Below are 23,652 nucleotides of genomic sequence, written 5' to 3'. Positions count from 1 at the left end.
GCGGCCGCTAGCTAGCTGCGGAAGTTCACAAACTGCAGGTCGGCCTCGTCGAAGTTCTTCAGCAGGGCCATGGTCTCCTGGAGGTCGTCGCGGGACTTGGACGTCACCCGGAGCTCGTCGCCCTGGATCTGCGACTTGACCGACTTGGGGGCCTCGTCCCGGATCAGCTTGTTGATCTTCTTGGCGAGGTCCTGGGCGATGCCCTCCTTGATGGAGGCCTCGAGCCGGAATTCCTTGCCGGAGGCGTAGGGCTCGCCCGTGTCGAGGGACTTCAGCGAGATGCCGCGGCGGATCAGCTTTGACTGCAGCACGTCGAGCACTGCGAGGACCCGCTCCTCGGAGTTGGCCTTCATGAGGATCTTCTCGCCGCTGAAATCAACCTCGGCGCCGACGCCCTTGAAGTCGTAGCGCTGGGCAATTTCCTTCTGCGCCTGGTTCAGCGCGTTGGCGACCTCCTGCTTGTCTACCTTGCTGACGACGTCGAACGTGGATTCGCCTGCCATGACTGTCCTCCTGATGGTTGCCGGGTGCCTGGTGTGAGGCCGGGATGTCTGCATTCCAGCCTAATACGGATGCCCCCGATCTGGAGGCCGCCCGGGCAGAGGACGTTTCACAGTCAGCTCATAGCTCAATCACGGCGGGAACGAAGCCGGGCTCGAAAGAGTTGCAAGGGTTGGAACCGCTGCTGAAAGGCAAGAACATGCACCACAAAGCCGTCCGCTACGTCACCCGCACCACCGCCGCCGCTGCCAGCACCCTGGCCGCGACGGCGACTTCCGTTGCCGCCGCCGCGCTGGCGGCCTCCATCATCCTCAGTCCGGCTGCAGAGGCGTCGGCCCGCTTGGACGGCGTCCACGCCGATCTGGCCCGCGCGGTGCAGCTCAACCAGGTCACGCCGGAGCAGGCGGCACGTTTCGAGGCCCGACTGGCCGGCCGCATTCTTGGCGACGCCTGAATTTCCGCGGATTTTGGCCCTTTCCTGGTCCTTTTTTGATCTGCTGAAGCGCCGATTCGATTCTTCGGCAGAAGTTCTGTAAAGTTGTCTTGCCCGCGGGTGCTGGAAGCGAAACGAACTGGAAACAGGCGTTCCGGGACTTGAAACCGCGAGTGATCTTCTTTTGAAGTTCGGCAGATTACCCGAGCGGCCAAAGGGGGCTGACTGTAAATCAGCTGGCAACGCCTACGGGGGTTCGAATCCCTCATCTGCCACCCTTGGAAAAGCCTCCGGAACCGATAGGTTCCGGAGGCTTTTCCTTTGTCTGGGATCTTTCGCTGAGGTTTTTCGGGTTACAGGACAGTTTTTCGCTCCAGTTTCTGGCCCGTGGTCTATCACCGGGGTCCATCGCCGGGGCTTTGGCTGTGCCGCTGCTCAGTCGTTCGGCGGATTCGGAATGGTCACTATGGTGCCGGCGGGCGGAATCCATTCGCTGCCGGTCAAAAGGTTGAGGTTGGCGATCCGCAGTGCATGGAGCGGTACGCCGTAGCGGCTCGCGATGCCAGCCGGGGTGTCTCCGGCGCTTGCCCTGTACAGGAACTGTCCGTGCCCGTCCTGCCCGGTCACGCTGCCACCGGCTCCGAGTTGTGGCACGTCCACCCCCCTGAGATCGATAACCTGCCCCGCGGCAACGGACGCCGATTCGTTAAAGCTCTTGAGGATCTCGGGAGTCATCTGGAAGTGGGCGGCGATGCCCTCCCAGGTGTCGCCGTCGACAGCCGTGTACCGCATCGGCCGGAGGAACCCGTTCGTTGCCGTCGTCCCCAGCAGGCCCTCCGCGGCAACGTGAGATTGTTCGGGGGCTAGCGCCGGGGATGGCGGCGAGGGTGCTGCAGGAGTTGCGGCTGCCGGGCGCCCCGCCGTCGTCCCGGCGGAGGGGTCCGCGCCGGAAGCGCATGCCCACAAAAGGAAACCGAGTGCCGCGGCAAGAAGTGCGGCACGAACAGCGGTGGCGGCCAGAAGGCGCTTTGCGCCGGAACCGTGACTCACGTTGGGTGTCCTGTCATCCGGGACCTCCCCCCGAGGCCCGCTGGCGCCGATTATTCCATACGTTTGAGTTAATCCTTTTTCCGCCGGACCCGCCTCGCCGGGTTCGGTATAGTGCCGGTCATGGACGACAAGGCGATTTTGCACAATTACCTGAGAACCCGGCGGACCAGCCTCCTGGCGAAACTCGAAGGCCTCAGCGAGTACGACGCGCGCCGGCCCCTCACGCCGACCGGAACCAACCTGCTGGGCCTCGTCAAGCATGTGGCCAGCGTCGAACTCGGCTACTTCGGCGAGGTTTTTGGCCGGCCGAGCGAGCTGGCGCTGCCGTGGTTTGCCGAAGACGCCGAGCCGGATGCCGACCTCTGGGCAGCGCCCGGAGAGACGCGGGAGCAGATCGTGGAACTGCACCGGCTCTCCGCCCTGCACAGCGACGCCACGATCGATGAACTCAGCCTCGACGCGCCCGGCGTCGTGCCGTGGTGGCCGGACGAGCGGAGGAACGTGACCCTGCATCAGATCCTCGTGCACATGTGCGTGGAAACAGCCCATCACCTGGGACACGCGGACATCCTGCGCGAACTCATCGACGGCAGGGCGGGCCAGCGCCCGGAGGATCCGAACCTCTCGCTGCGCACACAAGAAGGATGGGCCGTTCACCGGGCCCGCATCGAGGCCGCCGCCGTCGCCGCCGGAGCACCGGCTGACGGCCGCTAGGAGCCCGACGACGACCCGGAAAGGCGGAATGATCCTTCCGTCCGGGAGATCCCGCCGACTAACATGGCGGCATGAGTCGGTTGCGTCAGAGCGGTCTGCTGGTTGTTGGCATCCTGGTTGCCGGCATGGCGCTAGCGGCACTCACGGGGTGCTCCGGTCCGGCCCTGAAATCGTTCGCCGGAAGTTGGGGGCAGACCGCTAAAGGCCAGCCCAACCTCACGATCACCGACGACGGCTCCTTCCAGGGAACGGACGGCTGCAATCGTTTGACAGGCAAGGGATCGATTTCGGGCGACTCCTTCGACTTCGGCCCGATCGCATCCACCCTGATGGCCTGCAGTGACGTCGACACGTGGCTATCGCAGGCGCAAACCGCCAAAGTGGACGGGACTGTGCTTGTCGTCTACGGCAACAGCGGTCACAAGATCGGAACCCTGGCCAAGCAGTGACCTGGCCGGCTTCGCGCTCTGTTGGCGTTCGTGTTCCGGCAACATTGCATTGTTCTGCGAGATTGTTCTGTGAGATTTTTCTGCGAGCAAAAATCTCAGTTTTAGGGCCGGAGTCACCGTAGGGTTGTCGGGTTCGCCGTTGACGCACCGGAGCATCATTGGGGACATCGTGGGCCCGGCGGCGGCCACCAGCCGCCGTTTTGACCCCCTGCAGGTGACGGACAGCGCCGGCTGCCCTGCCGGCGTCGCCCGCATGGAACGGATGATCACGGCACTGGCGGCACTGGCGGCACTGGCGGCACTGGACGGCTAACCGGCCGCGGGGTCCGAATTTTCTGCCGGGTCCGGACCGGCCGACAACCCCGCCAGCAGCCGGTCCGTGGCGGAATCCGGCAGGCCAGCGAAATACCGGTCCAGGATGTTGCGGAACACGGGCTCGTCCGGGGCGGCGCGCAGGAACAGCGTCATGGACGAGTGCAGTTTCCGTGCGTCGATGCCGCCAAAGATGTGCTCCGCGGACCGCCCTTCCACGGACGCCACCGCCGCAGCGGCCTCCGCCAGACGGGGGCCAAGGACGTCGTGCCGGTAGTAGGCGCGCGCCTCGTCCAGCGAGGAGATGGCATACCTGCGGGCGGTTTCGCTGCGGCCCAACCCCGCGAGCTGGGGGAACACGAACCACATCCAGTGACTTCGCTTCATGCCCGACCGCAGCTCCGCCAGGGCGTGCCCGTAAGTTCCGCCGGCGTTCTGGGCGGTCACGAACCGTTCAAGGTCGTAAGCGTCTTCCATGCTCGCTAGGCTACGTCGCCGCGGTGCGCCGCGACAGGCCGCGCCGCGACAGGCCGCGCCGCGACAGGCCGCGCCGCGACAGGCCGCGCCGCGACAGGCCGCGCCGCGACAGGCCGCGCCGCGACAGGCCGCGCCGCGACAGGCCGCGCCGCGACAGGCCGCGCCGCGACAGACCGCCCGCAGGCCGCCAGAAACCGCCTCGTGCGGCGGCCCGACAGGCCGCAAGGCCGCCTGCAGGCGAACGGGTCCTTCGGCCTGAGCTGGATTGTCGGTCCCCGGCGTATCGTGTCCTCCATGGCGAGCGTCTTGGAGATGGCCGGGGTTGTGAAGCGTTTCGGGCCGGTGGTTGCCCTGAACGGGTTGGACTTTTCCGTTGAAGCGGGCGAGGTCCATGGCTTCCTGGGCCCGAACGGTTCAGGAAAATCGACAACCATCCGCCTGCTGCTGGGGATGCTGCGCGCCAACGCTGGCTCCATCCGGGTCCTGGGCCTTGACCCGTGGCAGGACGTCGCGAGCCTCCACCGGCGCCTGGCCTACGTCCCCGGGGATGTGGCGTTGTGGCCCAACCTGACGGGAGGTGAGGTCATCGATCTCCTCGGCCGGCTTCAGGGCGGCCAGGACCCGGCCCGCCGGGACCGGCTCCTGGAGCTGTTCGACCTCGACCCGACGAAGAAATCCCGGGCCTACTCCAAGGGCAACCGGCAGAAGGTGGCCCTGATCGCCGCGCTGGCCACCGACGCCGAACTGTTCCTGCTGGACGAACCCACGTCCGGCCTGGACCCTCTCATGGAGGACGCCTTCCGCGGCTGTGTCCGGGACCTGCGGAACCAGGGCCGCACGGTACTGCTCAGCAGCCATATCCTCAGCGAGGCCGAGGCACTCTCGGACCGCGTCAGCATCATCCGGGAGGGCCGGGTGGTCGAGACCGGGCGGCTTGAGGAACTCAGGCACCTGACCCGGACCTCCGTCACTGCCGACGTCGCCGCGGTACCGGCGGGTTTGGAGACCCTGCCGGGCGTCCACGACGTCGTCGTCACGGACCACCGCATCAGCGCCCAGGTGGAACCGTCCGGTCTGGCCCCGCTCATGCGGGTCCTGACGGATGCGGGACTCCTCGCGCTGACCAGCCAGCCCCCCACCCTCGAGGACCTCTTCCTGCGCCACTACGGCGCGGCGGTGCCGGTGGCAGCGGCCGGGGCGGGCAGCAGGAGCCCCGGCGATGCGTGAGGCATTGGCGGGGACCGGAGACCTGGTCCGGCTGGGACTGCGGCGCGACCGCTGGCTGCTCCCGGCGTGGATCGCCGGCTTCGCCGCAACAACCTATTCAACCGCCGCGGCCGGCGCCGAGCTCTACCCCGATGTCGCGAGCAGGGTCGAGGCCGCGACGGCCCTGAACGCCACCGCCTCGCTCGTGGCCCTGTTCGGCCGGGTCTATGACCCCACGTCCCTCGGCGCGCTGTCCCTGATCAAGTACACGGCGTTCATGGCGGCCATCCTGGCCGTGCTCATGGTGTTCATCACCGTCCGGCACACCCGCAGCGACGAAGAGTCCGGGCGGCTCGAGCTCCTCGGCGGCGGCCGGCTGGGGCGTGACGCTCCGCTCGCCGCCGCCCTCACCATCAGCTTCGGATCGAGTCTTGTCCTCGGGCTGGTCACGGCGGTGTCCTTGGCCGCGGGCGGACTTCCGGCCGCGGGCTCGCTCGCGTTCGGACTCGGCTGGGCCGCCACCGGCATGGCGTTCAGCGCCGTGGCAGGGGTCACCGCCCAGCTGACAGCCAGCGCGCGGGCCGCCACGGGAACGAGCGTCGGCGTGGTCGCCGTGACCTACGCGCTGCGGGCGGTGGGGGACCTCGCCGAACCGGGTCCGTCCGCCCTGTCCTGGCTTTCCCCGATCGGCTGGAACCAGCAGATCCGGGCTTTTGCCGGCGACCAGTGGTGGGTGCTCGCCCTGCCGCTGGCGCTTTGCGCCGCGCTGGTGCCCGTCGCGCTCGCCCTCCGTGCGCGCAGAGACCTCGGCTCCGGCCTGCGCGAGGAGCGGCCCGGCCCGGCCCGCGGCTCGCTCCGGGGCGTCTGGGACCTCGCGGTGCGGCTGCAGCTCCGGCTCCTCGCGGCGTGGGCAGTGGCCTTCGTGGTGTTCGGTGTGGTGATCGGATCGCTGGCCGGCAACGTCACGGACTTGTTGAGTTCGCCCAACGCCCAGGACCTGATCAGGATGCTGGGCGGAACCCAGGCCATGACAGACGCCTTCATTGCCGCGGAGATCAGCATCATGGGACTGCTGGCCTCGGCCTACGGCCTGTCCGCGGCCAGCCGGCTCCGCGACGAGGAGACGGACGGGCATGTGGAGGCGCTGCTGGGCACGGCCACCACCCGGCCGCGGTGGGCGAGCAGCCACTTCATGCTGGCGCTGTCCGGCGTCGCCGTGCTCATGCTGCTGGCCGGATTGTCGGTCGGAGCCGGCGCGGCCGCGGTGCTGGCTGACGGAAACCAGTTCTGGCGCGTCACCGTGGCCGCCGCGGCCCAGATCCCCGCGGCCTGGGTCATGACAGCGGCGGTACTGGCCGTGTTCGGCTGGGCGCCGCGGCTCACCGGGGCTGTCTGGGCCCTGCTGCTGCTGTTCGTCGCCCTGGGCGAGTTCGGCGTGCTGTGGAACGCCCCGGAGTGGCTGATGGAGCTCTCCCCGTTCCGGCATAGCCCGCTGCTTCCCCTGGATGCCGACGCCGGCGGGCCCCTGCTGGGCCTCACGGTGGCTGCCGCGGCACTCGCTGCATTGGGCTACACCGGCTGGCGCCGCCGGGATCTGGCCACATGAGCGCAGCGGACGCGCCCCTGCTCCCACCCCTATTCCCCGCACGGGGGCGGCGGTAATATCAATTTCGAGAGTCCTCGGCGCTCCTCCGCTATGGCGGGACGCCACTCTCGGGCCGAGTCGGAGGGCGGATGGGCGACGCATACGGGCTGTTCACCAAGACGACACTGGTGGAAATCGGGCTCCTGCTGGCGACATTTGTCCTCTGCTCGCTGATTGGCGCCGAGCGGCAGGTCCGGCAGAAGGTTGCGGGGTACCGCACCCACGTCCTGGTCGGCCTCGGGTCGTGCACCTTCACCCTGATCTCCGCCTACGGCTTCGCCGCCGTCCAGACCGGGGGAACCATGGACCCGGCCCGCATCGCGGCCCAAATCGTCAGCGGCATCGGCTTCCTCGGTGCCGGTGTGATTTTCAAGGGGCGGAACGTTGTCCGGGGCCTCACCACAGCCGCGAGCATCTGGGTCTCGGCCGCCGTCGGCATGGCGTGCGGGGCCGGAATGCTTTCCCTGGCGCTCTCGCTGACCGCCTTCCACCTCGTCACCTTGTATGTGGTCTCTCCCGCGGTCCGGAAAATACCCACGCCGGACAGCAACCGGGTCCTGCATCTGGGCTACGCCGACAACCAGGGCGTGCTGAGGCAGGTACTGGAGATTGCCACCAACATGGGGTTCAGCTCCTCGATCCTGAGCACCAACAAGTCCGGCGATGAACAAAAGCCGATCGTCCTCATGGACATCCGCTTCCACGGGCACCTTCCGCTGCGGGAACTCGTCCCGTACCTGCTGGAAGTGCCCGGCGTGAAGAGTGTCACCGTCCACGGCGCCGACCCGAACGAAGACGACGACGACGCCGGCGCCTGAGAACCCGTGCGCTGATTGAACCCGTCCAGAATGACCGTTAGAGTCGCCGGATGACCGGGAACAGCATCGCTTTGACGGGTACCGCGCGCGTGCGGGTGCTGCACAGGTCCGACGCCGGCCCCCTCGCCGAGGCCTATCTGCGGAACCGCGAGCACCTAGCGCCCTGGGAGCCGCTGCGGTCCGAGGACTTCTTCACCGCCGAAGCGCAGGCCGCCAGCATCGAATCCAAGCTTGGACTGTTCATCGCGGGATCGGACGTGCCGTGGGTTCTCGTCGACGGCTCCCGCATCATCGGTGTGCTGAACCTCAGCGGCATTGTCCGGGGGCCGTTCCTCAGCGCCCACCTCGGCTACTGGGTGGACAAGGACATGACCGGGCGCGGGATCGGCTCGGCCGCGCTGGAGTTCGCCGTGGACGCCGCCCGGTCCGAACTCGGGCTCCACCGGCTGCAGGCCGCCACCCTCCCGCACAACGCCGCGTCACAGCGGATCCTGAAACGGGCAGGCTTCGAGGAGATCGGGTTGGCCGCCCAGTACCTCCGGATCGCCGGTTCCTGGCAGGACCATATCCTGTTCCAGCGGATCCTGTGCTGATGGCTGATCCTCTGATGGCGGCCGATCCGGCCAATCCGGCCGCGCCGGCGTCATTCGGTGCCCTGCACCATGTTGAACTCTGGGTGCCGGACCTGCAACGGGCCAGGGACCAGTGGGGCTGGCTCCTGGGCCGGCTGGGTTACGAGCCGTACCAAGACTGGGCCCACGGGTGCAGCTGGCGTCGCGGGCCCACCTATATCGTCGTCGAGAAGTCCCCGGCCCTGAGCGGAACCGTGCACCGCCGCACCGCTCCGGGGCTGAACCATCTCGCCTTCAGTGCCGGGACCCGGGAGCAGGTGGACGCCATGGCGGCCGAGAGCCTCCACCACGGCTGGGCGGAACTGTTTCCGGAGACCTACCCGCACGCTGGCGGTCCCGGCCATTTCGCCGCCTACCTCGTGAACTCGGACGGCTACGAGGTGGAGCTGATCGCCAGGGACTGACGGCCGCGGCCCGGCGGATCCGTTCCGCCGCCCGCGGCCTCCGGCGCCCGGGATGTGGAGGCCTACGAGGTGGTTGCCGGGGGCGCCTTTTCAGCCTTGAGTTCCTCGCCGTGGGCGATGATCGCGTAGATGATGAGGACGTCGACGGCGATGACGATCACGGACCACCATGGCTGCGACGGAATGAGCATCAGTTGAACCACCGCACTGAGGCCCGCAAGGATGACCGCAACGATCCGAGCCCAGGCTGCACCGGAGAAGAGCGCGACGGCGGTGAGGATCAGGCCCGCACCGATTGCGACATTCCACCAGCCCCACCCCTTCGCATCGAAGAGGTACAGCGCGCCCGGCGTCGCCAAATAGTAACTGTCGGGCCCGGTCAGCGCGACGAGGCCCTGGAGGCCGCTGAAGACGCCGTTGATAATCAGAATGACCCCCGCAAAGCGAGCCCAGCCGGTCCAGCCGGTCGCAGCGACAGGGTGATGGGCAGTACTCATAATTCCGACCGCTTTCCGTTGAATGCTCTGCCGTCGGCCTAGTGGTCGGCGCAGTCGTGGATGAAGGTAGTACCGATTCCGATTATGTTCCTCGCGGTTCGGGCCGGTCAATCGCTACATGAACTTTTGAGCCGCCGCCACGGCCGGCACCGACGCGCCGGGCCCATTGCGATTGCCCCGGATCCGGGTACGTTGAAGCCATGACCATCATCCTTGTCGGCGGCGGCCCGGACACGGTGACCACTCCCGTCGTCGTCGACCGGTTTGTCCGGGAGCTCCGGAGCCGGGCTCCCGACAGGACTCCCCGCGTCGCCGTGGTGCTCTTTGACCACCAGGGCAGCTCGGAATACTTCCTGCCCGCCTATCTGGAACCGCTGGAATCCCGCATCGTCTGCGAGGTGGTCCCGGTCCTGCTCCGTTTCAACGAGGACGCGGATCCTGCCGAGTTCGACGACGTTGACGGGATCGTCGTCGGCGGCGGCCCGACGCCGGGCTACCTGGACGGCCTGCTGGCGTCCGCGGAGGTCATCCGCCGCGCGGTCTCTGACGGTGTGCCGTACATGGGGTTCTCGGCCGGGGCGATGGTGGCCCCGGCGCGGGCGATCGTGGGCGGCTACCGTATCCGGGGAGCCGAGGTCTGCCCCGCGGACTGTTCGGAGGGCCTTGAGGAAGTGGAGATCCGCGACGGGCTGGGCCTGGTGCCCTTCGCCGTCGACGTCCATTCCGCGCAGGCCGGAACGCTCGGCCGGGCTGTTGGGGCGGTGGCGAAAGGCCTCGTGGACCACGCGGCCGCCGTGGATGAGGGCACCGCCCTGGTCCTGCGCCACGCTGACCTGCAGGAACTCGAGGTGATCGGCTCCGGGAACTGCTGGACCATTCGCGGCGCCGGCCCCAAGGCAACCGTCTCTGTTCTGTCCGCGCGCCGGTAGCCGGCGGCCCTCCGGGCGCACGGCAACCGGCCCCGTTCGGGTTGGCCTGCTTACCCTGGGCGTCTGATCCTTGGCAGCAGTGTTACTGGCGGGTAACATAGCGGCATGCACCTCCTGCTCCGCACCCTGTTGCTGCTGATCACCTCCTCGCGCCGGCCGCCCCTGAGCATCTGGGACAGCTCCTCGCTGCCGCTGCGGGTCCTGCCCACCGACATCGACATCGCCATGCACGTCAACAACGGCATGTACTTCTCGCTCATGGACCTTGGACGCTTCGACCTCATGGCCCGCAGCGGAACCTGGCAAAAGATGCGCCGCCGGGGCTGGACCCCGGTGGCGGCAGGGGAAACCATCGCCTTCCGCCGTTCGCTGCAGCTCTGGCAGCAGTACACCATCGAATCCAGGATCATCGGCCTCGACGCGAAGGCCATCTACTTCGAGCAGCGGATGGTGGTGGACGGCGAGGTCTACGCGCGCGCCTACATCGCCACCCGGCTGGTCAGCAAGGGCAGGCCCGTCAGCCAGGAGGAGATCATCGGCGAATTCGGTGCCCCGCCGGCGGATCTGGAACTGCCCGAGTGGATCCACGAATGGCGCGAAACCAACTCCCTGCCCGGTGCCAGGCGTCCGGCCCCGCACGCCTGGAGCTGAGCGGTACCCCGCCTGCCCGGATGTGCCAACAGCGAAATGCCGGGGACAATCCCCGCCTGCTCCCGTACCGTTGACTCATGGCTACCGTAGACATCACAGGTGAACAGTTCGCATCGACCGTCGAGGACAACGACATCGTCCTTGTCGATTTCTGGGCAGAATGGTGCGGCCCGTGCAAGCAGTTTGGCCCCACGTACTCGGCAATCTCCGAGAAGCACCCGGACGTTGTCTTCTCCAAGGTGGACACCGAGGCCGAGCAGCAGCTCGCGGCCGAGGCCGGCATCACCTCGATCCCCACGCTGATGGCCTTCCGCGAAAAGGTCCTGGTGTTCTCGCAGCCCGGCGCCCTGAACGCCCAGCAGCTGGAGCAGGTGGTCGACGCCGTCAAGGCCCTGGACATGGAAGAAGTCCACGCCCATGTGGCCCGCTCCCAGGCCGAGGCTGCCGCCGCGGCGGCCAAGCAGGACGGGACCCAGATCCCGGAAGCCTAATCCTCCACAGCCTTAAACCAGCGCGGGGTCACTTCGCGCCCATCCCTGAGGGGAATATGGGCGCGAAGTGACCCCGCGTTGCTGTTGGAGGGGAGGTGTCAGAGCTTTTCGATCCTGACCGGTTCGGCCAGCAGCGCGCTGAGGGATTCGTTCAGGTCCTGGACCGCCGTGCCCTTGGAGTGCTTGTCCAGATCCTCCTGGCTGGCCCACCGCTCCGTCAGCACGAGCTTGTCCTCGCTGGCCTCGGTGAGCTCATAGCGGATACAGCCGGGCTCGTTGACCACCTCGTCAATCGCGATGTCCAGGGCGAGCTTCACGCGGAAGAATTCGCCGTCGTTGGGGATGAAGGTGGCCAGCAGGTCAATGGGTGCGCTCATGCCAATTACCCTACCGGGCGTCTGCGCCGGCGTCGGAAGATGACCTGAAATTTCCTAGGACTTCCAAGCTTTGCTCTTCTTTTGCCTCCGCTCAGTTGGTAGCGTCACATCATGCTTGCTTACACAGGCGGGGACACTGACGTCCCGCTGCTCGAGGAAACCATTGGTGCGAACTTCGAACGGATCGCGGCGCGGTTCCCGTACCACGATGCCCTGATCGAGGCAGCAGCGGTGCCCGGCGAGGAGGCCCGGCGGTGGAGCTATACCAAGCTGAACGACGACGTCGACCGCCTGGCGCGTGCGCTCCTCGCCTTGGGCGTCGCAAAGGGCGAACGGATCGGCATCTGGAGCCCCAACTGCGCCGAGTGGACCATCCTGCAGTACGCCACCGCGAAGGCCGGGGCGATCCTGGTCAATGTCAACCCCGCCTACCGCAGCCACGAGCTCGAATTCGTGGTGAAGCAGAACGGCATGCGCATGCTGGTCACCGCGCCCTCGGACAGGAACAGCGACTACACCGGCATGGCGCGGCAGGCGCTGGCGGCATGCCCGGAGCTGCGCGAACTTGTCTTCCTCCCGGCTGCCGGCGCGGACGGGCTCATTGCCGGCGACCCCGAGAGCGACGCGGAGCGCACGTACGCCGAACTGCTCAAGCGGGCCGACGACGTCGGGCACTCGGCGCTGCAGGCGCGCATGGCGGCGCTGGATCCGCATGATCCCGTCAACCTGCAGTACACCTCGGGCACCACGGGGTTCCCGAAGGGCGCCACGCTGACGCACCACAACATCCTCAACAACGGCTACTCGATCGGCGAGCAGCTGGGCTACACCGAGCACGACCGCGTGGTCATTCCGGTGCCGTTCTATCACTGCTTCGGCATGGTGATCGGCAACCTGGCGGCCCTCAGCCACGGCGCGGCCACCATCATCCCCGGCCGGTCGTTCTCGCCGGCCGCGGCCCTGGAAGCCGTGCAGGACTTCGCCGGAACCTCCCTCTACGGGGTGCCGACGATGTTCATCGCCGAGCTCGCCCTGCCGGAGTTCGCCTCTTATGACCTCTCGACGCTGCGCACCGGGGTCATGGCCGGATCGCTGTGCCCGATCGAGGTGATGAACCGGGTCATCACCGAAATGAACATGAAAGACGTCGCCATTTGCTACGGCATGACGGAGACCTCGCCGGTGTCCACGATGACCCGCAGCGTGGACACCATGGCCCAGCGGACCGAGACCGTCGGCCGGACGATGCCCAACCTGGAGAGCAGGATCGTGGACCCGGCCACGGGGGAGGTGCTGGAGCGCGGCGGAATCGGCGAACTTTGCACGCGCGGCTACGCCGTGATGCACGGGTACTGGAACCAGCCGGACAAGACCGCCGAGGCGATCGACGCCGACGGGTGGATGCACACCGGAGACCTCGCCCGGATGGACGGGGACGGCTACATCGTGATCGAGGGCCGGATCAAGGACATGGTGATCCGCGGCGGCGAGAACGTCTATCCGCGGGAAATCGAGGAATTCCTTTACACTCACCCGGACATCCAGGACGTGCAGGTGATCGGCGTCCCCGACGCCAAGTACGGCGAGGAGCTGATGGCCTGCGTCATCCTGAAACCCGGAGCCCCGCCGCTGGATGCCCCCGGCCTCGCCGAATTCTGCCGCGGCAAGCTGGCGCACTACAAGATTCCGCGCTACGTGGACGTCCGGGAGAGCTTCCCGATGACTGTCTCCGGCAAGATCCGCAAGGTCGACATGCGCCGCGAGGCAGCGGCCCGCCTGGGCCTCCAGGCCGACGCCTAACAGCAACGCGGGGTCACTTCCGGCCCATCCCGCCGCCCCGGACGGGCCGAAAGTGACCCCGCGTTGCCCCGATGCCGGTGGGCCTGTGGATAACTTCAGCGCCGGGGACGATCCGCGGCCACAATGGTGCCCATGGTCCGCATCGTGCCGCTGCCCGGAAGCCTCGTCCAGACACCGTTCACCGTCTATGAGTCACGCGCGCTGGGTGTCCCGCCCAAACGTCTGCGCGCGCATGATTTGTCCGACGGCGGCCGACTCATCTACCTGCCCGCCGGGCGGCACCTTGAGATCGCCGAACGGGCACGGGTCCTCGCCGCTGCCACCCCGGGCGCCTGGGTGTCGCACGAAACCGCGGCCGTGCTGACCGGTCTCGGCCTGCCGCCGTGGCTGGGCGACTGCACCAGCATCCACCTCAGCAAGCCGCATCAACTGCCCAGGGTCCGCCGGGCCGGGGTCACGGGCCACCGTGTGCGGAGCAACCCCGGCGAGCTGACCGACGTCGACGGTATCCCTGTGACGGCACCGCCGCGGACCTGGCTGGATCTGGCTGCGGCGCTGCCGCTGGACTACGTCATTGCCCTGGGCGACCAGCTCATCCGGCAGCCCCGGCCCGGCCTCGAACTGCGGTCGGATCCCTACGCCTACAGGGATGGCCTGCGGCTGCTGATCCGCCAGCATCCCAACATGAAGGGTGTCGAGAAGGCCAGGCTCGCCCTGGAGGAGATGCGGGTGGGGGCGGACTCCTTCCCGGAAACCTTCCTGCGGCTGGCGCTGCGGGAGGCGCGCCTGCCCGAGCCGGAGCTGCAAATGCGGCTCGATCCCGGTGACCGGCGCTCGCCGGCCGCCGACCTGGGGTACCGGAGATTCCGGATCGCCGTGCAGTACGACGGCGCCCCTCACCTCACCCGGGAACAGCAGTCCCGGGACAACCGGCGGGACGAAGCGTTCCGCGGCGCCGGGTGGGCCTATTTCAAAGTCAACGCCGACGACCTCGCCGAGGGCTTCGAGGGCGTCATCGCGCGGGTCAAGAGGGCCCGGCTCCGCCCCTGAGCAAACTCCGTCCCGCCCACACCAACACGGGGTCAGATCGCGCCCATCAAGGGGCCCGGGATGGGCCGAAAGTGACCCCGCGTTGCATTAGGGGTCAGTGGGCTCGGTGGTCTTGGATGGTCATCCGCGGGCCAAAGGTGGGCTTGCGGAACCCGCTGAGGCCGATCATCCGGACCACGCGCTGCCGGTGCCCCGCCCAGGGGGCCAGCAGCCGGAGCATGCCGGCGTCGTCCGTGCGGCGGCCGGTCAGGGCCGCGCCCACGTAGGCCGCAAGATGATAGTCGCCCACCGCGATCGAGTCCGGACAGCCGTGCGTGCGCTGCACCACCTCGGCCGCCGTCCACACTCCGATGCCCGGTATGGACTGCAGCTTCACCGCCGCCTCCGCGGCGGGCAGGGCGGCGAGCCGTTCGAGCGCCGCGGCTGAGCGCAGCGCCCGCATGACGGTTGCCGAGCGCTGCGGACCCACCCCGGCCTTGTGCCATTCCCAGGACGGAATGTGCAGCCACTGTTCGGCCGTGGGCTGGAGCATGAGGTTGGCCGGAGCCACCGTCCCCGCGCCCGGCGCGGTCGTCCCGAAACGGTACATCAGGTAGCGGTAGCCGCGGCGGGCCTCGATCACGGTGACCTTCTGCTCCAGGATGGTCGGCACGAGCGAGTCGATGATCCGGCCGGTGGCAGGCAGCCGCACCGTGAGGTTCCGCCGCCGCGCCTCGATCACCATCCGGGGCAGCGTGGCATGGAACGCGGGCTCATCGAATGCCGTCCAGTCGTCATCGCGGCCCAGGAGGCGGGGGACCGAGCCCGCAGCGGCCTCGGCCCCGGGACCCCAGGCCTGCGCGTCGACGGCCGGATCCGCCCGGGGACCCGCGGTTGCCAGGCGCAAAGTGGCCGGTCCGTCCGGCGTCGTGAACGCGAGCCAGACGGCGTCCGGGGCGGTGCGGAAGGACGGGTCGCCGTGGCCGCGCAGGAGCGTGCCGAGGGTTTGCATCAGGTCGAACGGGCCGCCCGGGTGCCACCGCAGTGAGGCGTCCGCCGCGGCGGCAAGGCCTGCGGGGACGTCTGCAAGGGTCATTCGAACATGTTCCCATGCCGGGCTGACAGCAGCCTTACCGCCGGGTCCGCCGGGACCGCCGGGACCGCCGGGCTGAGCCCTACGGCCCTAAACCTGCGCGGCCCCCGGGGCTAGAATCCGGCTGTGGCGCCGGTCCCCCTGCGCCTGCCGTTGGCCCGGGCCCCGGGGCCGCCAGGAGCACATCATGGCCGGTGGAGTGGTGCATTTCGAGATTCCCGCGGACGACGAGGACCGGGCACGGGAGTTCTACAGTTCCGTCTTCGGCTGGGGGTTCCAGGTCATGCCGGAGATGGAATACAGCCTGGCCATGACGACGCCGATGGACGAGCACGGGCGGCCCGCCGTCACCGGATCCATCAACGGCGGACTGTTCCGGCGCGGGGAGCTCACGGCCCCGGTGGTCACGATCGACGTCGACGACATCGACGCCGCCCTTGAGCAGATCGCCGCCGGGGGCGGTTCCGTGGTCCGCGCGAAAATGGAGGTCCCCGGCATGGGCTGGAACGCCTACTTCAAGGACAGCGAGGGCAACGTGGTGGGACTGTGGCAGAACGCGGTGCCGGAGGGCGGCGCCGCCGCCGCGAACCCGGGAAACGACATCGGCGCCTGAGGCCCCGCAGCCCGGCAGCCCGCCCGGCGCAGCCCGTCAGCCCCGCAGCCCGGCGCAGCCGCCGGCCCACCGCGGATGCCCTAGCGGATCAGTGCATCCCCGTGGTGAGCCACAGCGCCACGACCGCCAGCGGGACGGTCAGGACGACGGCGACGGCGCCGGCCAGGGCGAAGCCGCCCCAGCGGATGTCCACGTTGAGCGTGCGGAGCCGCTCGTGCCACAGCAGCGTGGCGAGTGAAGCCCACGGGGTCACCAGCGGGCCAAGATTCACGCCGATCAGCAGGGCGGCCAGCCGGGCGGGCGAGCCGCCGACCGGTTCCAGGGCCAGGTAGGCGGGCAGGTTGTTGACGGCGTTGGCGGCCACGGTGCCGAGCCCGGCGAGCTGCAGGAGCGCCGGCAGGGTGTCGCCCGTGCCGGCGATCCCGGACAGGAACCGGGTCAGCCCGTTGGCGTGCAGGGCCTCCACCACCATGAACAGGCCGGACGTGAGCATGAGCGGCCGCCACGGAATCATGGACCAGCGCAGGACGGACCGGCGCCGCCAGAGGAACAGCACGAGCAGGACGGCGGCTGCCGCGATCGCCGGGATCTGCACCGGAACCCCGGACACCAGCGCCGGCAGCAGGACCGCCATGACGCCGGACGCCGTGTACAGCAGCACCCGGTCCCGGACCTTGTGGACCGGCTGCGGCCCGTACTTGCCGCGCAGGTCCTTCCGGAACGCCAGCCACAGCAGCACCAGCGGCACCAGGATGCCGACCAGGGCCGGTGCCCACACCAGCGAGGCGAAGCCGGCAGGACTGAGTTTGAGCCGGTCCTGCGCCAGCAGGTTGGTCAGGTTGGAGACCGGCAGGAGCAGCGAGGCTGTGTTCGCCAGCCACACGGTGGTCAGCGCGAACGGCAGCGGCGGAATGCGGGCGTGAATGGCCAGCAGCACGACGACGGGAGTCACCAGCACCGCCGTCGTATCCAGCGACAGGAACACCGTAGAAACGGTGGCGAGGGCGATGACGAGGAACCACAGCAGGAGGACCCGGCCGCGGCCCAGGGCGGCCAGCCGCTCGGTGACCACCCGGAACAGCCCGGCCTCATCCACTAACTCGGTGACCAGGGACATCGCGACGACGAACGCCAGCACCGGCACTGTCCGGGCCGCGAGCTCCTGGAAGGCGGGGACCGGCAGCAGCCCGGTCGCCAGCGCCGCGCACCCGGCCAGGAGCATGCCCGCGGGCAGCGCATAGCTCTTGAACTTCTTCAGCCGGGCGATCCTCTTCACGGGCTAATCGTCGCACCTCAGAGCGCCGGAGCCGTGCCGACGTGCCTGCCGGGCCGACGTGCCTGCCGCGCCGACGTGCCTGCCGCGCCGGAGACGGTAACTTGGTACCTATGAAGTACGCCCAGTCCGTTCTGGACCTCATCGGCCACACGCCGCTCGTCAAACTCAACCACGTGACCGACGGCATCGCAGCCACCGTCCTGGTGAAACTCGAATACCTGAACCCCGGCGGTTCGATCAAAGACCGCATCGCGGCCAAGATGATCGAGGAGGCCGAACGAACGGGCAAGCTCCTGCCCGGCGGCACGATCGTGGAGCCGACCTCGGGCAACACCGGCGTTGGCCTGGCGCTGGTGGCGCAGCAGAAGGGCTACCGGTGCATCTTCGTCGTGCCGGACAAGGTCGGCGAAGACAAGCGGGCCGTGCTCCAGGCGTACGGCGCGGAAGTGGTGGTCACGCCCACCGCCGTCCCGCCGGACAGCCCGCAAAGCTACTACGGCGTCTCGGACCGGCTCGTCACCGAAATCCCGGGTGCCTACAAGCCGGACCAGTTCTCCAACCCGGCCGCACCGGCGAGCCATTATGAATCCACCGGCCCGGAGATCTGGAACGACACCGACGGCCGGATCACGCACTGCGTGATCGGCGCCGGCACGGGCGGCACGATCACCGGCACCGGCCGGTACCTCAAGGAGGTTTCCGCCGGACGGTCTGAGGCCGACGGCGGCGTCGTCAAGATCATCGGCGCCGATCCGGCCGGCTCGGTGTACTCCGGCGGGACCGGCCGCCCGTACTTCGTCGAGGGCGTCGGCGAGGACATGTGGCCGGCCAACTACGACAAATCAGTCCCGGACGATGTCATTGCCGTCAGCGACGCCGATTCCTTCGCCATGACCCGCCGGCTGGCCCGCGAGGAAGGCCTGCTGGTGGGCGGATCCTCGGGCATGGCTGTCGTCGCCGCGCTGCAGGTCGCGAAGGACCTGCCGGCCGACGCCGTCGTCGTCGTCATCCTGCCGGACTCCGGCCGCGGCTACCTGGCGAAGATCTTCAACGACCAGTGGATGCGCTCCTACGGCTTCCTGGCCAGCGGGGACGAAGCGTCCGTGGGCGAGGTCCTCAAGGCCAAGACCGGTGAACTCCCGGACCTCGTCCACATCCACCCGAACGAGAGCGTCCGCGATGTCATCAACATCATGAACGAGTTCGGCGTCTCGCACATCCCCGTCCTGTCCCAGGAACCGCCAGTGGTGATGGGCGAGGTGCTCGGCGCCGTGGACGAGCGCACCCTCACGGCCAAGCTCTTCCGGGGCGAGGCCAAGCTCTCGGACAAGATCTCCGAACACATGGAGGCCCGGCTGCCCGTGATCGGCTCGCTCGAATCGATCCAGACGGCCCGCGAACTCCTCTCCGACGCCGACACCCTCATGGTGACGTTTGTCGGCGCTCCGGTGGGGATCCTGACCCGCCACGACCTCCTCGCGTACCTCAGCAACTGACCAGTTCAAGGAGTCCCATGTCTCTGCCAGAAAGCTCTTCCTCGAAAACCCCGGGCTTCAACACCCGCGCCGTCCACGCCGGCCAGGCCTTTGAGCCCCGCACCGGCGCGGTGGTGCCGCCCGTGCACTTCTCGTCGACGTATGCCCAGGACGGCATCGGCGGGCTGCGCGCCGGCTACGAGTACGGCCGGGGCACCAACCCCACCCGCGACGCGCTGCAGGAGCAGTTGGCCGCGCTGGAGGGCGGGACCGCCGCATTCTCCTTCGGCTCGGGCCTGGCCGCCGAGGACTCCATGATCCGCGCCCTCACCCGCCCCGGCGACCACATTGTGCTCGGCAACGACGCGTACGGCGGAACGTACCGGCTCATCAGCCGGGTCCTGGGGGAGTGGGGCATCGGCAACACCCCGGTGGACATGTCCGATCTCGACGCCGTCGCCGCCGCCGTGGCTGCCGGCGGCACAGCCGGCAGTACCGTCGCCGGCGGCGGCAAGACCCGCCTGGTGTGGGTGGAGACGCCGTCGAACCCGATGATGAAGATCACCGACATCGAGGCCCTCGCCAAGGTGGCGCACGACGCCGGCGCCCTCCTTGTCGTCGACAACACCTTCGCCTCGCCGTACCTGCAGAACCCGCTCGCCCTCGGCGCCGACGTGGTGGTGCACTCCACCACCAAGTACATCGGCGGCCACTCCGACGTCGTCGGCGGCGCGATCGTGGTCAACGACCCGGAGCTGGCCGAGAAGATCGGCTTCGTCCAGTTCGCCGTCGGCGCCGTGTCCGGGCCGATGGACGCCTTCCTCACCACCCGCGGCCTGAAAACCCTCGGCGTGCGCATGGACCGGCACAGCGACAACGCCCAGGCCGTGGCCGAATGGCTGCTGGAGCGCCCCGAGGTGGAGGCCGTGCTCTACCCGGGCCTGCCGTCCCACCCGGGCCACGAGCTGGCCAAAAAGCAGATGAAGAAGTTCGGCGGCATGATCTCCGTGCAGTTCAAGGGCGGCGAGGCCGCGGCACGCAAGGTGGCCGAATCGACCTCGGTGTTTACCCTGGCCGAGTCGCTGGGCGGGATCGAATCGCTCATGAACTACCCCTCCGAAATGACCCATGCCTCGGTCAAGGGCACCGAACTGGCCGTGCCGGTCAACCTGATCCGGCTCTCGTGCGGCATCGAGGACGTCGAGGACCTCATCGCCGACCTCGACGCCGCGCTCTCCGCCCTGGACAGCTAAAGTCCGCCAACCCTAGCTTTCTCTAAGAGAGTCAGCTAGGGTTGGCGGCATGGCACTCCGATCCGACTGGTCCCAGCGGACCTGCAGCATGGCCCGCGGCCTCGATATCCTCGGCGACCCGTGGAGCATGCTCGTCCTGCGCGAAGTCTTCTTCGGCAACGGCCGCTTCGATGCCATGAAACAGCGGCTCGGGGCGGCCGATTCCGTGCTCACCAAGCGGCTGGCCGGGCTCGTGGAGGCCGGGCTTCTCGCCCGGCGGCCCTACGACGACGGCGGCCGCACCCGCCAGGAGTACGTTCTCACCGCCAAGGGCGAGGACGCCCTGCCGGTGCTCAACGCCGTCGTGATCTGGGCCGAAAAGCACCTCCCGGCGCCTTCCGAACAGGCGCACATGTTCGTCATCCACAAGGGCTGCGGGGCGAGGACCTCCTCCGCGGACACCTGCACGGCCTGCGGGGAACGGCTGACGGCCGCGAACACGAGCTGGCACAGCCTGACCCGCACCGCGGAGCCCGTGCCCCTGGCCTCGGCCGGCACGCAGGCCCCTGTCCCGACCCGCTCCCAGAACGGAACCGCCGCATGAGCGCCCCCGAAACCACCATGACCCCCGCACCGGTCCGCCGCCGGATCCACCCGGCGTGGACCGTGGCCGCCGTGGCATTCCTTGCGCTGGTCGGCGCCGCCGGGTTCCGGGCCGCGCCGGGCGTGCTGATGGTCCCGCTGCAGAATGAGTTCGGCTGGTCCACCACCGTCCTCTCGGCCGCGGTCAGCATCAACCTCGTGCTCTTCGGACTCACGGCACCGTTCGCGGCGGCCCTGATGGAACGCTTCGGCATCCGCGCCGTCACGGCCGTGGCCCTGGTGCTGATCGGCGCCGGCAGCGCCCTGACGGTGTTCGTGACCCAGTCCTGGCAGATCCTGCTGACCTGGGGGCTGCTGATCGGGCTCGGCACCGGGGCCATGGCGCTGGTCTTCGCCGCCACCATCGCCAACACCTGGTTCGCCAAGAGCCGCGGCCTGGTGATCGGCATCCTCACCGCCGGCAGTGCGGCCGGGCAGCTCGTGTTCCTGCCCTTCATCGCGCTCCTGGCCCAGGACCCGGGCTGGCGGCAGGCCTCGCTCCTCATTGGTGCCGGCGCGCTGGCCGTGGTGCCGCTTGTGCTGAAGTTCCTGAAGAACTCACCGGCCGAGATCGGCGTGCTGCCTTACGGGGCGACTCCGGCCGACGACGGCGGGACGGCCGGGTCCGTTGCTGCGTCCGATGCTGCCGCGCCCGCAGCCGACAGGACAGGTCCTGGCGGTCCGCCTGCCCCTGGCGCCCTTGCCGCCGGGGCTCCCGCCGCTGGGCCCGCGGCCGCCGAGCCGAGCCGCAACGCCGCCGTCCGCGCCCTGCAGGTCCTCAAACGGGCCAGCAAGGTGCGCACCTTCTGGGCCCTCGTGGCCGGCTTCGCGATCTGCGGCGCCACCACCAACGGGCTGATCGGCACCCACTTCATCCCCTCCGCCCACGACCACGGCATGCCGGAGACCACAGCGGCGGGCCTGCTCGCCGTCGTCGGCCTCTTCGACATCGTCGGCACCATCGCTTCCGGCTGGCTCACGGACCGGTTCAACCCGCGGATCCTGCTCGCCGTGTACTACCAGTTCCGCGGGATCGGGCTGCTGGTCCTGCCGCTGCTGCTCAGCGCCACGGTCCAGCCCAGCATGATCGTGTTCGTGGTGATCTACGGCCTGGACTGGGTGGCCACGGTGCCGCCGACCGCCGCGATCTGCCGCCAGGTGTTCGGCGCCGACGGGAGCGTCGTGTTCGGCTGGGTGTTCGCGGCCCACCAGCTCGGCGCGGCCGCCGCGGCCCTGGCGGCCGGAGCGGTCCGTGACGCCACCGGCCAGTACACCTACGCCTGGTTTGCTGCCGCCGCCATGTGCACAATCGCAGCCGTCATCAGCGCCACCATCCGCAAGGACGCCCGGAAGGCGGACACGGTCCCGGTTCCGGCGTAGCTGTTCTGTAGACTGACCCGACAGCGAGGGCGCGATTCCGCCGCCCGGACGGAACCGACCAAACGGCCAGCGTCTACACCAGCAGCCCGATTGGGGTATTCATGTCAGTGCTCGATTCCGACGACAGCCCGGCCCAGCCGAGCCCCAAGCAGGCCGCCCCGAAACTGGCCGCCCCGAAATCAGCCGCGCGATCCCAAACCGCGCAACCGCCGGTCCTGCAGTTGCTCCGTTTCTCCGTCATCCTGGCCGTTGCCGCCGTGGGCTACGTCATCTGGGTGTCGCTCGGCGTCTGGGCCAAGCATGGCCTGGACTTCAGCGTCTACTGGTACGGCGGCAAGATCCTCAACGACGCCGGCGCCGCGCCGTCGGCCCTGTACGCGGGCAACGTGGACTGGGCCGGCGGGCCGAAGCTGATGTTCACGTACCCGCCGTTCGCCGCCCTCATCTTCGGCCTTCTCGCCCGGCTGCCCCAGACGGCGGCGTTGACCCTGTTCAACGCCGCCGGGGCCGTCGTGGCGGTCCTGACCGCGGTCCGCGCGGTCCGGTACTGGAACGCCAAGACCTCATGGCGGGCCGCTTTCCGGTCTCCGGGCAACTGCTGGGCCGCCGCAGCCCTGGTCCTGGCGGTGCTCAACCTCGGTCCGTGGCGCGAGACCCTGGCGTTCGGCCAGATCAACATCCTTCTGATGGGGCTGATCGCCGCGGACCTGCTGGCCCGCAACCCGCGCTGGACCCGCGGCGTCCCCGGCACCGGCTTCCTGGTGGGCGTCGCCGCCGGCATCAAGCTGACGCCCCTCGTATTCGGGCTCTACTTCCTGGTCCGCAAGGACTGGCGCGGACTGCTCAATATGGCGGCCGGGTTCACGGCCACCGTGGTGCTCGGCTGGCTGCTGCGTCCCGTGGAATCCCTGCAGTTCTGGCTCCAGATGCTGCCGGACACATCCCGGATGGGCGGAGCGGGCTACGTGGACAACCTCTCGCTCAAGGGCGCGCTGCTGCACTTCGGCGTCCCGGAGGCGCACGTCACCGTCCCGTGGCTGGTGCTGAGCCTGGCGGTGGTGGCCCTGGGCGCCGCAGTCATCAAGACCGCCAGCGACCAGGGCGCCCGGGTGGTCGCCGTGTCGGCGACGGCGCTGACCATGCTCTTGATCAGCCCGGTCTCCTGGTCCCACCACTGGGTGTGGGTCGCTGCCGTCTTCCCGGCGTTCGCCTGGACCCTGCGGGAAACCCCGCACCGCTACGCCGGGCTGCGCTGGACCATGGGCGGCGTACTGGGCATCTCGATCCTGGTGTTCCTGTTCTCCCCGAAAACCATTGGCACGGCCCTGGGCGCGGAAAACCTCGACATCCAGACGCCCGGGCTGTGGATCATGGCCTCCAGCGCCGGGGTCTTCTGCGCGGTGGCCCTCCTGGTGTGCTGGCTCGTGGCCCTGCGGCGGGAGTCGCTCGCGCCGGGGCTTGACCTTGCTGCCGTGCCAGCCGCCGACCGGGACGTCAGGGCCTCCTCGGTCTCCTCGTAGCCGGGC

At 68.8% G+C, this 23,652-nt stretch carries 27 protein-coding genes and 1 tRNA gene; 21 read left to right on the top strand and 7 right to left on the bottom strand.

The annotated features are described in order from the left end of the window. Positions 1–11: 11 nt before the first annotated feature. On the bottom strand, positions 12–503 hold the full coding sequence (locus LDO15_RS17445) for a YajQ family cyclic di-GMP-binding protein (protein WP_223980477.1): 492 nt from the start codon (positions 501–503) through the stop codon (positions 12–14). Between the two features lie 197 nt (positions 504–700). Between LDO15_RS17445 and LDO15_RS17440 the strand changes: the two genes are divergently transcribed. Then, positions 701–955 (top strand): hypothetical protein, encoded by a 255-nt coding sequence (locus tag LDO15_RS17440; protein ID WP_223980476.1) that lies wholly within the window; start codon positions 701–703, stop codon positions 953–955. 172 nt (positions 956–1,127) lie between these two features. Continuing rightward, positions 1,128–1,209 (top strand) — tRNA-Tyr (locus LDO15_RS17435). Positions 1,210–1,369: 160 nt separating this feature from the next. Here the strand turns inward: LDO15_RS17435 and LDO15_RS17430 are convergent. Further along, on the bottom strand, positions 1,370–1,726 hold the full coding sequence (locus LDO15_RS17430) for a LysM domain-containing protein (RefSeq protein ID WP_223980473.1): 357 nt from the start codon (positions 1,724–1,726) through the stop codon (positions 1,370–1,372). Between the two features lie 378 nt (positions 1,727–2,104). On the opposite strand from LDO15_RS17430, the gene LDO15_RS17425 reads away from it, so the two are divergent. From LDO15_RS17425 to LDO15_RS17415, 3 genes are all read left to right on the top strand, one after another. Continuing rightward, positions 2,105–2,698, top strand: a complete 594-nt coding sequence (locus LDO15_RS17425) for a DinB family protein (RefSeq protein ID WP_223980470.1) — start codon at positions 2,105–2,107, stop codon at positions 2,696–2,698. 71 nt (positions 2,699–2,769) lie between these two features. Further along, complete coding sequence (locus tag LDO15_RS17420) at positions 2,770–3,147, top strand: META domain-containing protein (RefSeq protein ID WP_223980468.1); 378 nt, start codon at positions 2,770–2,772, stop codon at positions 3,145–3,147. A 139-nt stretch (positions 3,148–3,286) separates the two neighbouring features. Further along, positions 3,287–3,460, top strand: a complete 174-nt coding sequence (locus tag LDO15_RS17415; RefSeq protein ID WP_223980466.1) for a hypothetical protein — start codon at positions 3,287–3,289, stop codon at positions 3,458–3,460. Here LDO15_RS17415 and LDO15_RS17410 read toward each other — a convergent pair. Continuing rightward, positions 3,457–3,936, bottom strand: coding sequence for a DUF1810 domain-containing protein (locus LDO15_RS17410; RefSeq protein WP_223980464.1), 480 nt, complete (start codon positions 3,934–3,936; stop codon positions 3,457–3,459). The genes LDO15_RS17415 and LDO15_RS17410 overlap by 4 nt on opposite strands. Before the next feature lie 294 nt (positions 3,937–4,230). Between LDO15_RS17410 and LDO15_RS17405 the strand changes: the two genes are divergently transcribed. The 5 genes from LDO15_RS17405 to LDO15_RS17385 all read left to right on the top strand — a co-directional run bounded on the left by LDO15_RS17405 (position 4,231) and on the right by LDO15_RS17385 (position 8,641). Then, positions 4,231–5,163, top strand: coding sequence for an ABC transporter ATP-binding protein (locus LDO15_RS17405; RefSeq protein WP_223980462.1), 933 nt, complete (start codon positions 4,231–4,233; stop codon positions 5,161–5,163). Next, positions 5,156–6,748: an ABC transporter permease gene (locus LDO15_RS17400; protein WP_223980460.1), complete on the top strand. Its 1,593-nt coding sequence runs from the start codon at positions 5,156–5,158 to the stop codon at positions 6,746–6,748. The genes LDO15_RS17405 and LDO15_RS17400 overlap by 8 nt, the downstream gene beginning before the upstream one ends. 128 nt (positions 6,749–6,876) lie before the next feature. Beyond that, positions 6,877–7,605, top strand: a complete 729-nt coding sequence (locus LDO15_RS17395) for an MgtC/SapB family protein (protein ID WP_223980458.1) — start codon at positions 6,877–6,879, stop codon at positions 7,603–7,605. A gap of 50 nt (positions 7,606–7,655) precedes the next feature. After that, positions 7,656–8,198, top strand: a complete 543-nt coding sequence (locus tag LDO15_RS17390) for a GNAT family N-acetyltransferase (protein ID WP_223980455.1) — start codon at positions 7,656–7,658, stop codon at positions 8,196–8,198. Continuing rightward, complete coding sequence (locus LDO15_RS17385) at positions 8,198–8,641, top strand: VOC family protein (protein WP_223980453.1); 444 nt, start codon at positions 8,198–8,200, stop codon at positions 8,639–8,641. Before LDO15_RS17390 ends, LDO15_RS17385 begins: the two co-directional genes overlap by 1 nt. Before the next feature lie 62 nt (positions 8,642–8,703). Here the strand turns inward: LDO15_RS17385 and LDO15_RS17380 are convergent, their stop codons facing one another. Next, positions 8,704–9,138 (bottom strand): hypothetical protein, encoded by a 435-nt coding sequence (locus LDO15_RS17380; RefSeq protein WP_223980450.1) that lies wholly within the window; start codon positions 9,136–9,138, stop codon positions 8,704–8,706. 200 nt (positions 9,139–9,338) lie between these two features. On the opposite strand from LDO15_RS17380, the gene LDO15_RS17375 reads away from it, so the two are divergent. From LDO15_RS17375 to trxA, 3 genes are all read left to right on the top strand, one after another. Beyond that, positions 9,339–10,067 (top strand): Type 1 glutamine amidotransferase-like domain-containing protein, encoded by a 729-nt coding sequence (locus LDO15_RS17375; protein WP_223980447.1) that lies wholly within the window; start codon positions 9,339–9,341, stop codon positions 10,065–10,067. A 105-nt stretch (positions 10,068–10,172) separates the two neighbouring features. After that, positions 10,173–10,718, top strand: a complete 546-nt coding sequence (locus LDO15_RS17370; RefSeq protein WP_223980443.1) for an acyl-CoA thioesterase — start codon at positions 10,173–10,175, stop codon at positions 10,716–10,718. Positions 10,719–10,795: 77 nt separating this feature from the next. Then, positions 10,796–11,209 carry a thioredoxin gene (gene trxA, locus LDO15_RS17365; protein WP_018773584.1) on the top strand — a complete coding sequence of 138 codons (414 nt, stop codon included), beginning with the start codon at positions 10,796–10,798 and terminating at the stop codon, positions 11,207–11,209. Between the two features lie 98 nt (positions 11,210–11,307). Here trxA and LDO15_RS17360 read toward each other — a convergent pair whose 3' ends face one another. Further along, positions 11,308–11,586, bottom strand: a complete 279-nt coding sequence (locus LDO15_RS17360; RefSeq protein WP_223980439.1) for a putative quinol monooxygenase — start codon at positions 11,584–11,586, stop codon at positions 11,308–11,310. 111 nt (positions 11,587–11,697) lie between these two features. Here LDO15_RS17360 and LDO15_RS17355 point away from each other — a divergent pair, with 111 nt between their 5' ends. Then, complete coding sequence (locus LDO15_RS17355) at positions 11,698–13,386, top strand: AMP-binding protein (protein ID WP_223980437.1); 1,689 nt, start codon at positions 11,698–11,700, stop codon at positions 13,384–13,386. A 132-nt stretch (positions 13,387–13,518) separates the two neighbouring features. Further along, positions 13,519–14,436, top strand: coding sequence for a hypothetical protein (locus tag LDO15_RS17350; protein ID WP_223980435.1), 918 nt, complete (start codon positions 13,519–13,521; stop codon positions 14,434–14,436). A 94-nt stretch (positions 14,437–14,530) separates the two neighbouring features. Here the strand turns inward: LDO15_RS17350 and LDO15_RS17345 are convergent, their stop codons facing one another. Further along, positions 14,531–15,511, bottom strand: coding sequence for a 3-methyladenine DNA glycosylase (locus LDO15_RS17345; RefSeq protein WP_223980433.1), 981 nt, complete (start codon positions 15,509–15,511; stop codon positions 14,531–14,533). A 184-nt stretch (positions 15,512–15,695) separates the two neighbouring features. On the opposite strand from LDO15_RS17345, the gene LDO15_RS17340 reads away from it, so the two are divergent. Further along, positions 15,696–16,121 carry a VOC family protein gene (locus tag LDO15_RS17340; RefSeq protein ID WP_223980431.1) on the top strand — a complete coding sequence of 142 codons (426 nt, stop codon included), beginning with the start codon at positions 15,696–15,698 and terminating at the stop codon, positions 16,119–16,121. 88 nt (positions 16,122–16,209) lie between these two features. Here LDO15_RS17340 and LDO15_RS17335 read toward each other — a convergent pair whose 3' ends face one another. Next, the gene (locus tag LDO15_RS17335; protein ID WP_223987513.1) at positions 16,210–17,343 is read right to left on the bottom strand and encodes an SLC13 family permease; all 1,134 of its coding nucleotides are present in this window, start codon (positions 17,341–17,343) and stop codon (positions 16,210–16,212) included. A 164-nt stretch (positions 17,344–17,507) separates the two neighbouring features. Here LDO15_RS17335 and LDO15_RS17330 point away from each other — a divergent pair, with 164 nt between their 5' ends. From LDO15_RS17330 to LDO15_RS17310, 5 genes are all read left to right on the top strand, one after another. Continuing rightward, positions 17,508–18,893 carry a cystathionine beta-synthase gene (locus LDO15_RS17330; RefSeq protein ID WP_223980429.1) on the top strand — a complete coding sequence of 462 codons (1,386 nt, stop codon included), beginning with the start codon at positions 17,508–17,510 and terminating at the stop codon, positions 18,891–18,893. Positions 18,894–18,910: 17 nt separating this feature from the next. After that, positions 18,911–20,125, top strand: a complete 1,215-nt coding sequence (locus tag LDO15_RS17325; RefSeq protein ID WP_223980427.1) for a cystathionine gamma-synthase — start codon at positions 18,911–18,913, stop codon at positions 20,123–20,125. Between the two features lie 49 nt (positions 20,126–20,174). Beyond that, positions 20,175–20,708: a helix-turn-helix domain-containing protein gene (locus LDO15_RS17320; protein WP_223980425.1), complete on the top strand. Its 534-nt coding sequence runs from the start codon at positions 20,175–20,177 to the stop codon at positions 20,706–20,708. After that, positions 20,705–22,126 (top strand): MFS transporter, encoded by a 1,422-nt coding sequence (locus LDO15_RS17315; RefSeq protein WP_223980422.1) that lies wholly within the window; start codon positions 20,705–20,707, stop codon positions 22,124–22,126. The genes LDO15_RS17320 and LDO15_RS17315 overlap by 4 nt, the downstream gene beginning before the upstream one ends. Before the next feature lie 101 nt (positions 22,127–22,227). Next, entirely contained in the window at positions 22,228–23,646 is a 1,419-nt protein-coding gene (locus tag LDO15_RS17310; protein WP_223980419.1) for a glycosyltransferase 87 family protein, read from the top strand. The last annotated feature ends 6 nt before the right edge of the window (positions 23,647–23,652 follow it).

The organism is Arthrobacter sp. NicSoilB8 (assembly GCF_019977355.1).
GTDB lineage: Bacteria > Actinomycetota > Actinomycetes > Actinomycetales > Micrococcaceae > Arthrobacter.
Note: the sequence above shows the minus strand (reverse complement) of the source record. Positions and strands in the feature narration are given on the sequence as shown.

Coding starts and splice junctions, on each gene's coding strand:
- LDO15_RS17400 (WP_223980460.1), top strand. CDS start 5,156: ATGCGTGAGGCATTGGCGGGGACCGGAGACCTGGTCCGGCTGGGACTG.
- LDO15_RS17440 (WP_223980476.1), top strand. CDS start 701: ATGCACCACAAAGCCGTCCGCTACGTCACCCGCACCACCGCCGCCGCT.
- LDO15_RS17360 (WP_223980439.1), bottom strand. CDS start 11,586: ATGAGCGCACCCATTGACCTGCTGGCCACCTTCATCCCCAACGACGGC.
- LDO15_RS17370 (WP_223980443.1), top strand. CDS start 10,173: ATGCACCTCCTGCTCCGCACCCTGTTGCTGCTGATCACCTCCTCGCGC.
- LDO15_RS17325 (WP_223980427.1), top strand. CDS start 18,911: ATGTCTCTGCCAGAAAGCTCTTCCTCGAAAACCCCGGGCTTCAACACC.
- LDO15_RS17410 (WP_223980464.1), bottom strand. CDS start 3,936: ATGGAAGACGCTTACGACCTTGAACGGTTCGTGACCGCCCAGAACGCC.
- LDO15_RS17345 (WP_223980433.1), bottom strand. CDS start 15,511: ATGACCCTTGCAGACGTCCCCGCAGGCCTTGCCGCCGCGGCGGACGCC.
- LDO15_RS17320 (WP_223980425.1), top strand. CDS start 20,175: ATGGCACTCCGATCCGACTGGTCCCAGCGGACCTGCAGCATGGCCCGC.
- LDO15_RS17405 (WP_223980462.1), top strand. CDS start 4,231: ATGGCGAGCGTCTTGGAGATGGCCGGGGTTGTGAAGCGTTTCGGGCCG.
- LDO15_RS17340 (WP_223980431.1), top strand. CDS start 15,696: ATGGCCGGTGGAGTGGTGCATTTCGAGATTCCCGCGGACGACGAGGAC.
- LDO15_RS17385 (WP_223980453.1), top strand. CDS start 8,198: ATGGCTGATCCTCTGATGGCGGCCGATCCGGCCAATCCGGCCGCGCCG.
- LDO15_RS17420 (WP_223980468.1), top strand. CDS start 2,770: ATGAGTCGGTTGCGTCAGAGCGGTCTGCTGGTTGTTGGCATCCTGGTT.
- LDO15_RS17350 (WP_223980435.1), top strand. CDS start 13,519: ATGGTCCGCATCGTGCCGCTGCCCGGAAGCCTCGTCCAGACACCGTTC.
- LDO15_RS17375 (WP_223980447.1), top strand. CDS start 9,339: ATGACCATCATCCTTGTCGGCGGCGGCCCGGACACGGTGACCACTCCC.
- LDO15_RS17310 (WP_223980419.1), top strand. CDS start 22,228: ATGTCAGTGCTCGATTCCGACGACAGCCCGGCCCAGCCGAGCCCCAAG.
- LDO15_RS17330 (WP_223980429.1), top strand. CDS start 17,508: ATGAAGTACGCCCAGTCCGTTCTGGACCTCATCGGCCACACGCCGCTC.
- LDO15_RS17430 (WP_223980473.1), bottom strand. CDS start 1,726: ATGCGGTACACGGCTGTCGACGGCGACACCTGGGAGGGCATCGCCGCC.
- LDO15_RS17395 (WP_223980458.1), top strand. CDS start 6,877: ATGGGCGACGCATACGGGCTGTTCACCAAGACGACACTGGTGGAAATC.
- LDO15_RS17335 (WP_223987513.1), bottom strand. CDS start 17,343: ATGCTCCTGGCCGGGTGCGCGGCGCTGGCGACCGGGCTGCTGCCGGTC.
- LDO15_RS17445 (WP_223980477.1), bottom strand. CDS start 503: ATGGCAGGCGAATCCACGTTCGACGTCGTCAGCAAGGTAGACAAGCAG.
- LDO15_RS17425 (WP_223980470.1), top strand. CDS start 2,105: ATGGACGACAAGGCGATTTTGCACAATTACCTGAGAACCCGGCGGACC.
- LDO15_RS17380 (WP_223980450.1), bottom strand. CDS start 9,138: ATGAGTACTGCCCATCACCCTGTCGCTGCGACCGGCTGGACCGGCTGG.
- LDO15_RS17315 (WP_223980422.1), top strand. CDS start 20,705: ATGAGCGCCCCCGAAACCACCATGACCCCCGCACCGGTCCGCCGCCGG.
- LDO15_RS17355 (WP_223980437.1), top strand. CDS start 11,698: ATGCTTGCTTACACAGGCGGGGACACTGACGTCCCGCTGCTCGAGGAA.
- LDO15_RS17390 (WP_223980455.1), top strand. CDS start 7,656: ATGACCGGGAACAGCATCGCTTTGACGGGTACCGCGCGCGTGCGGGTG.
- trxA (WP_018773584.1), top strand. CDS start 10,796: ATGGCTACCGTAGACATCACAGGTGAACAGTTCGCATCGACCGTCGAG.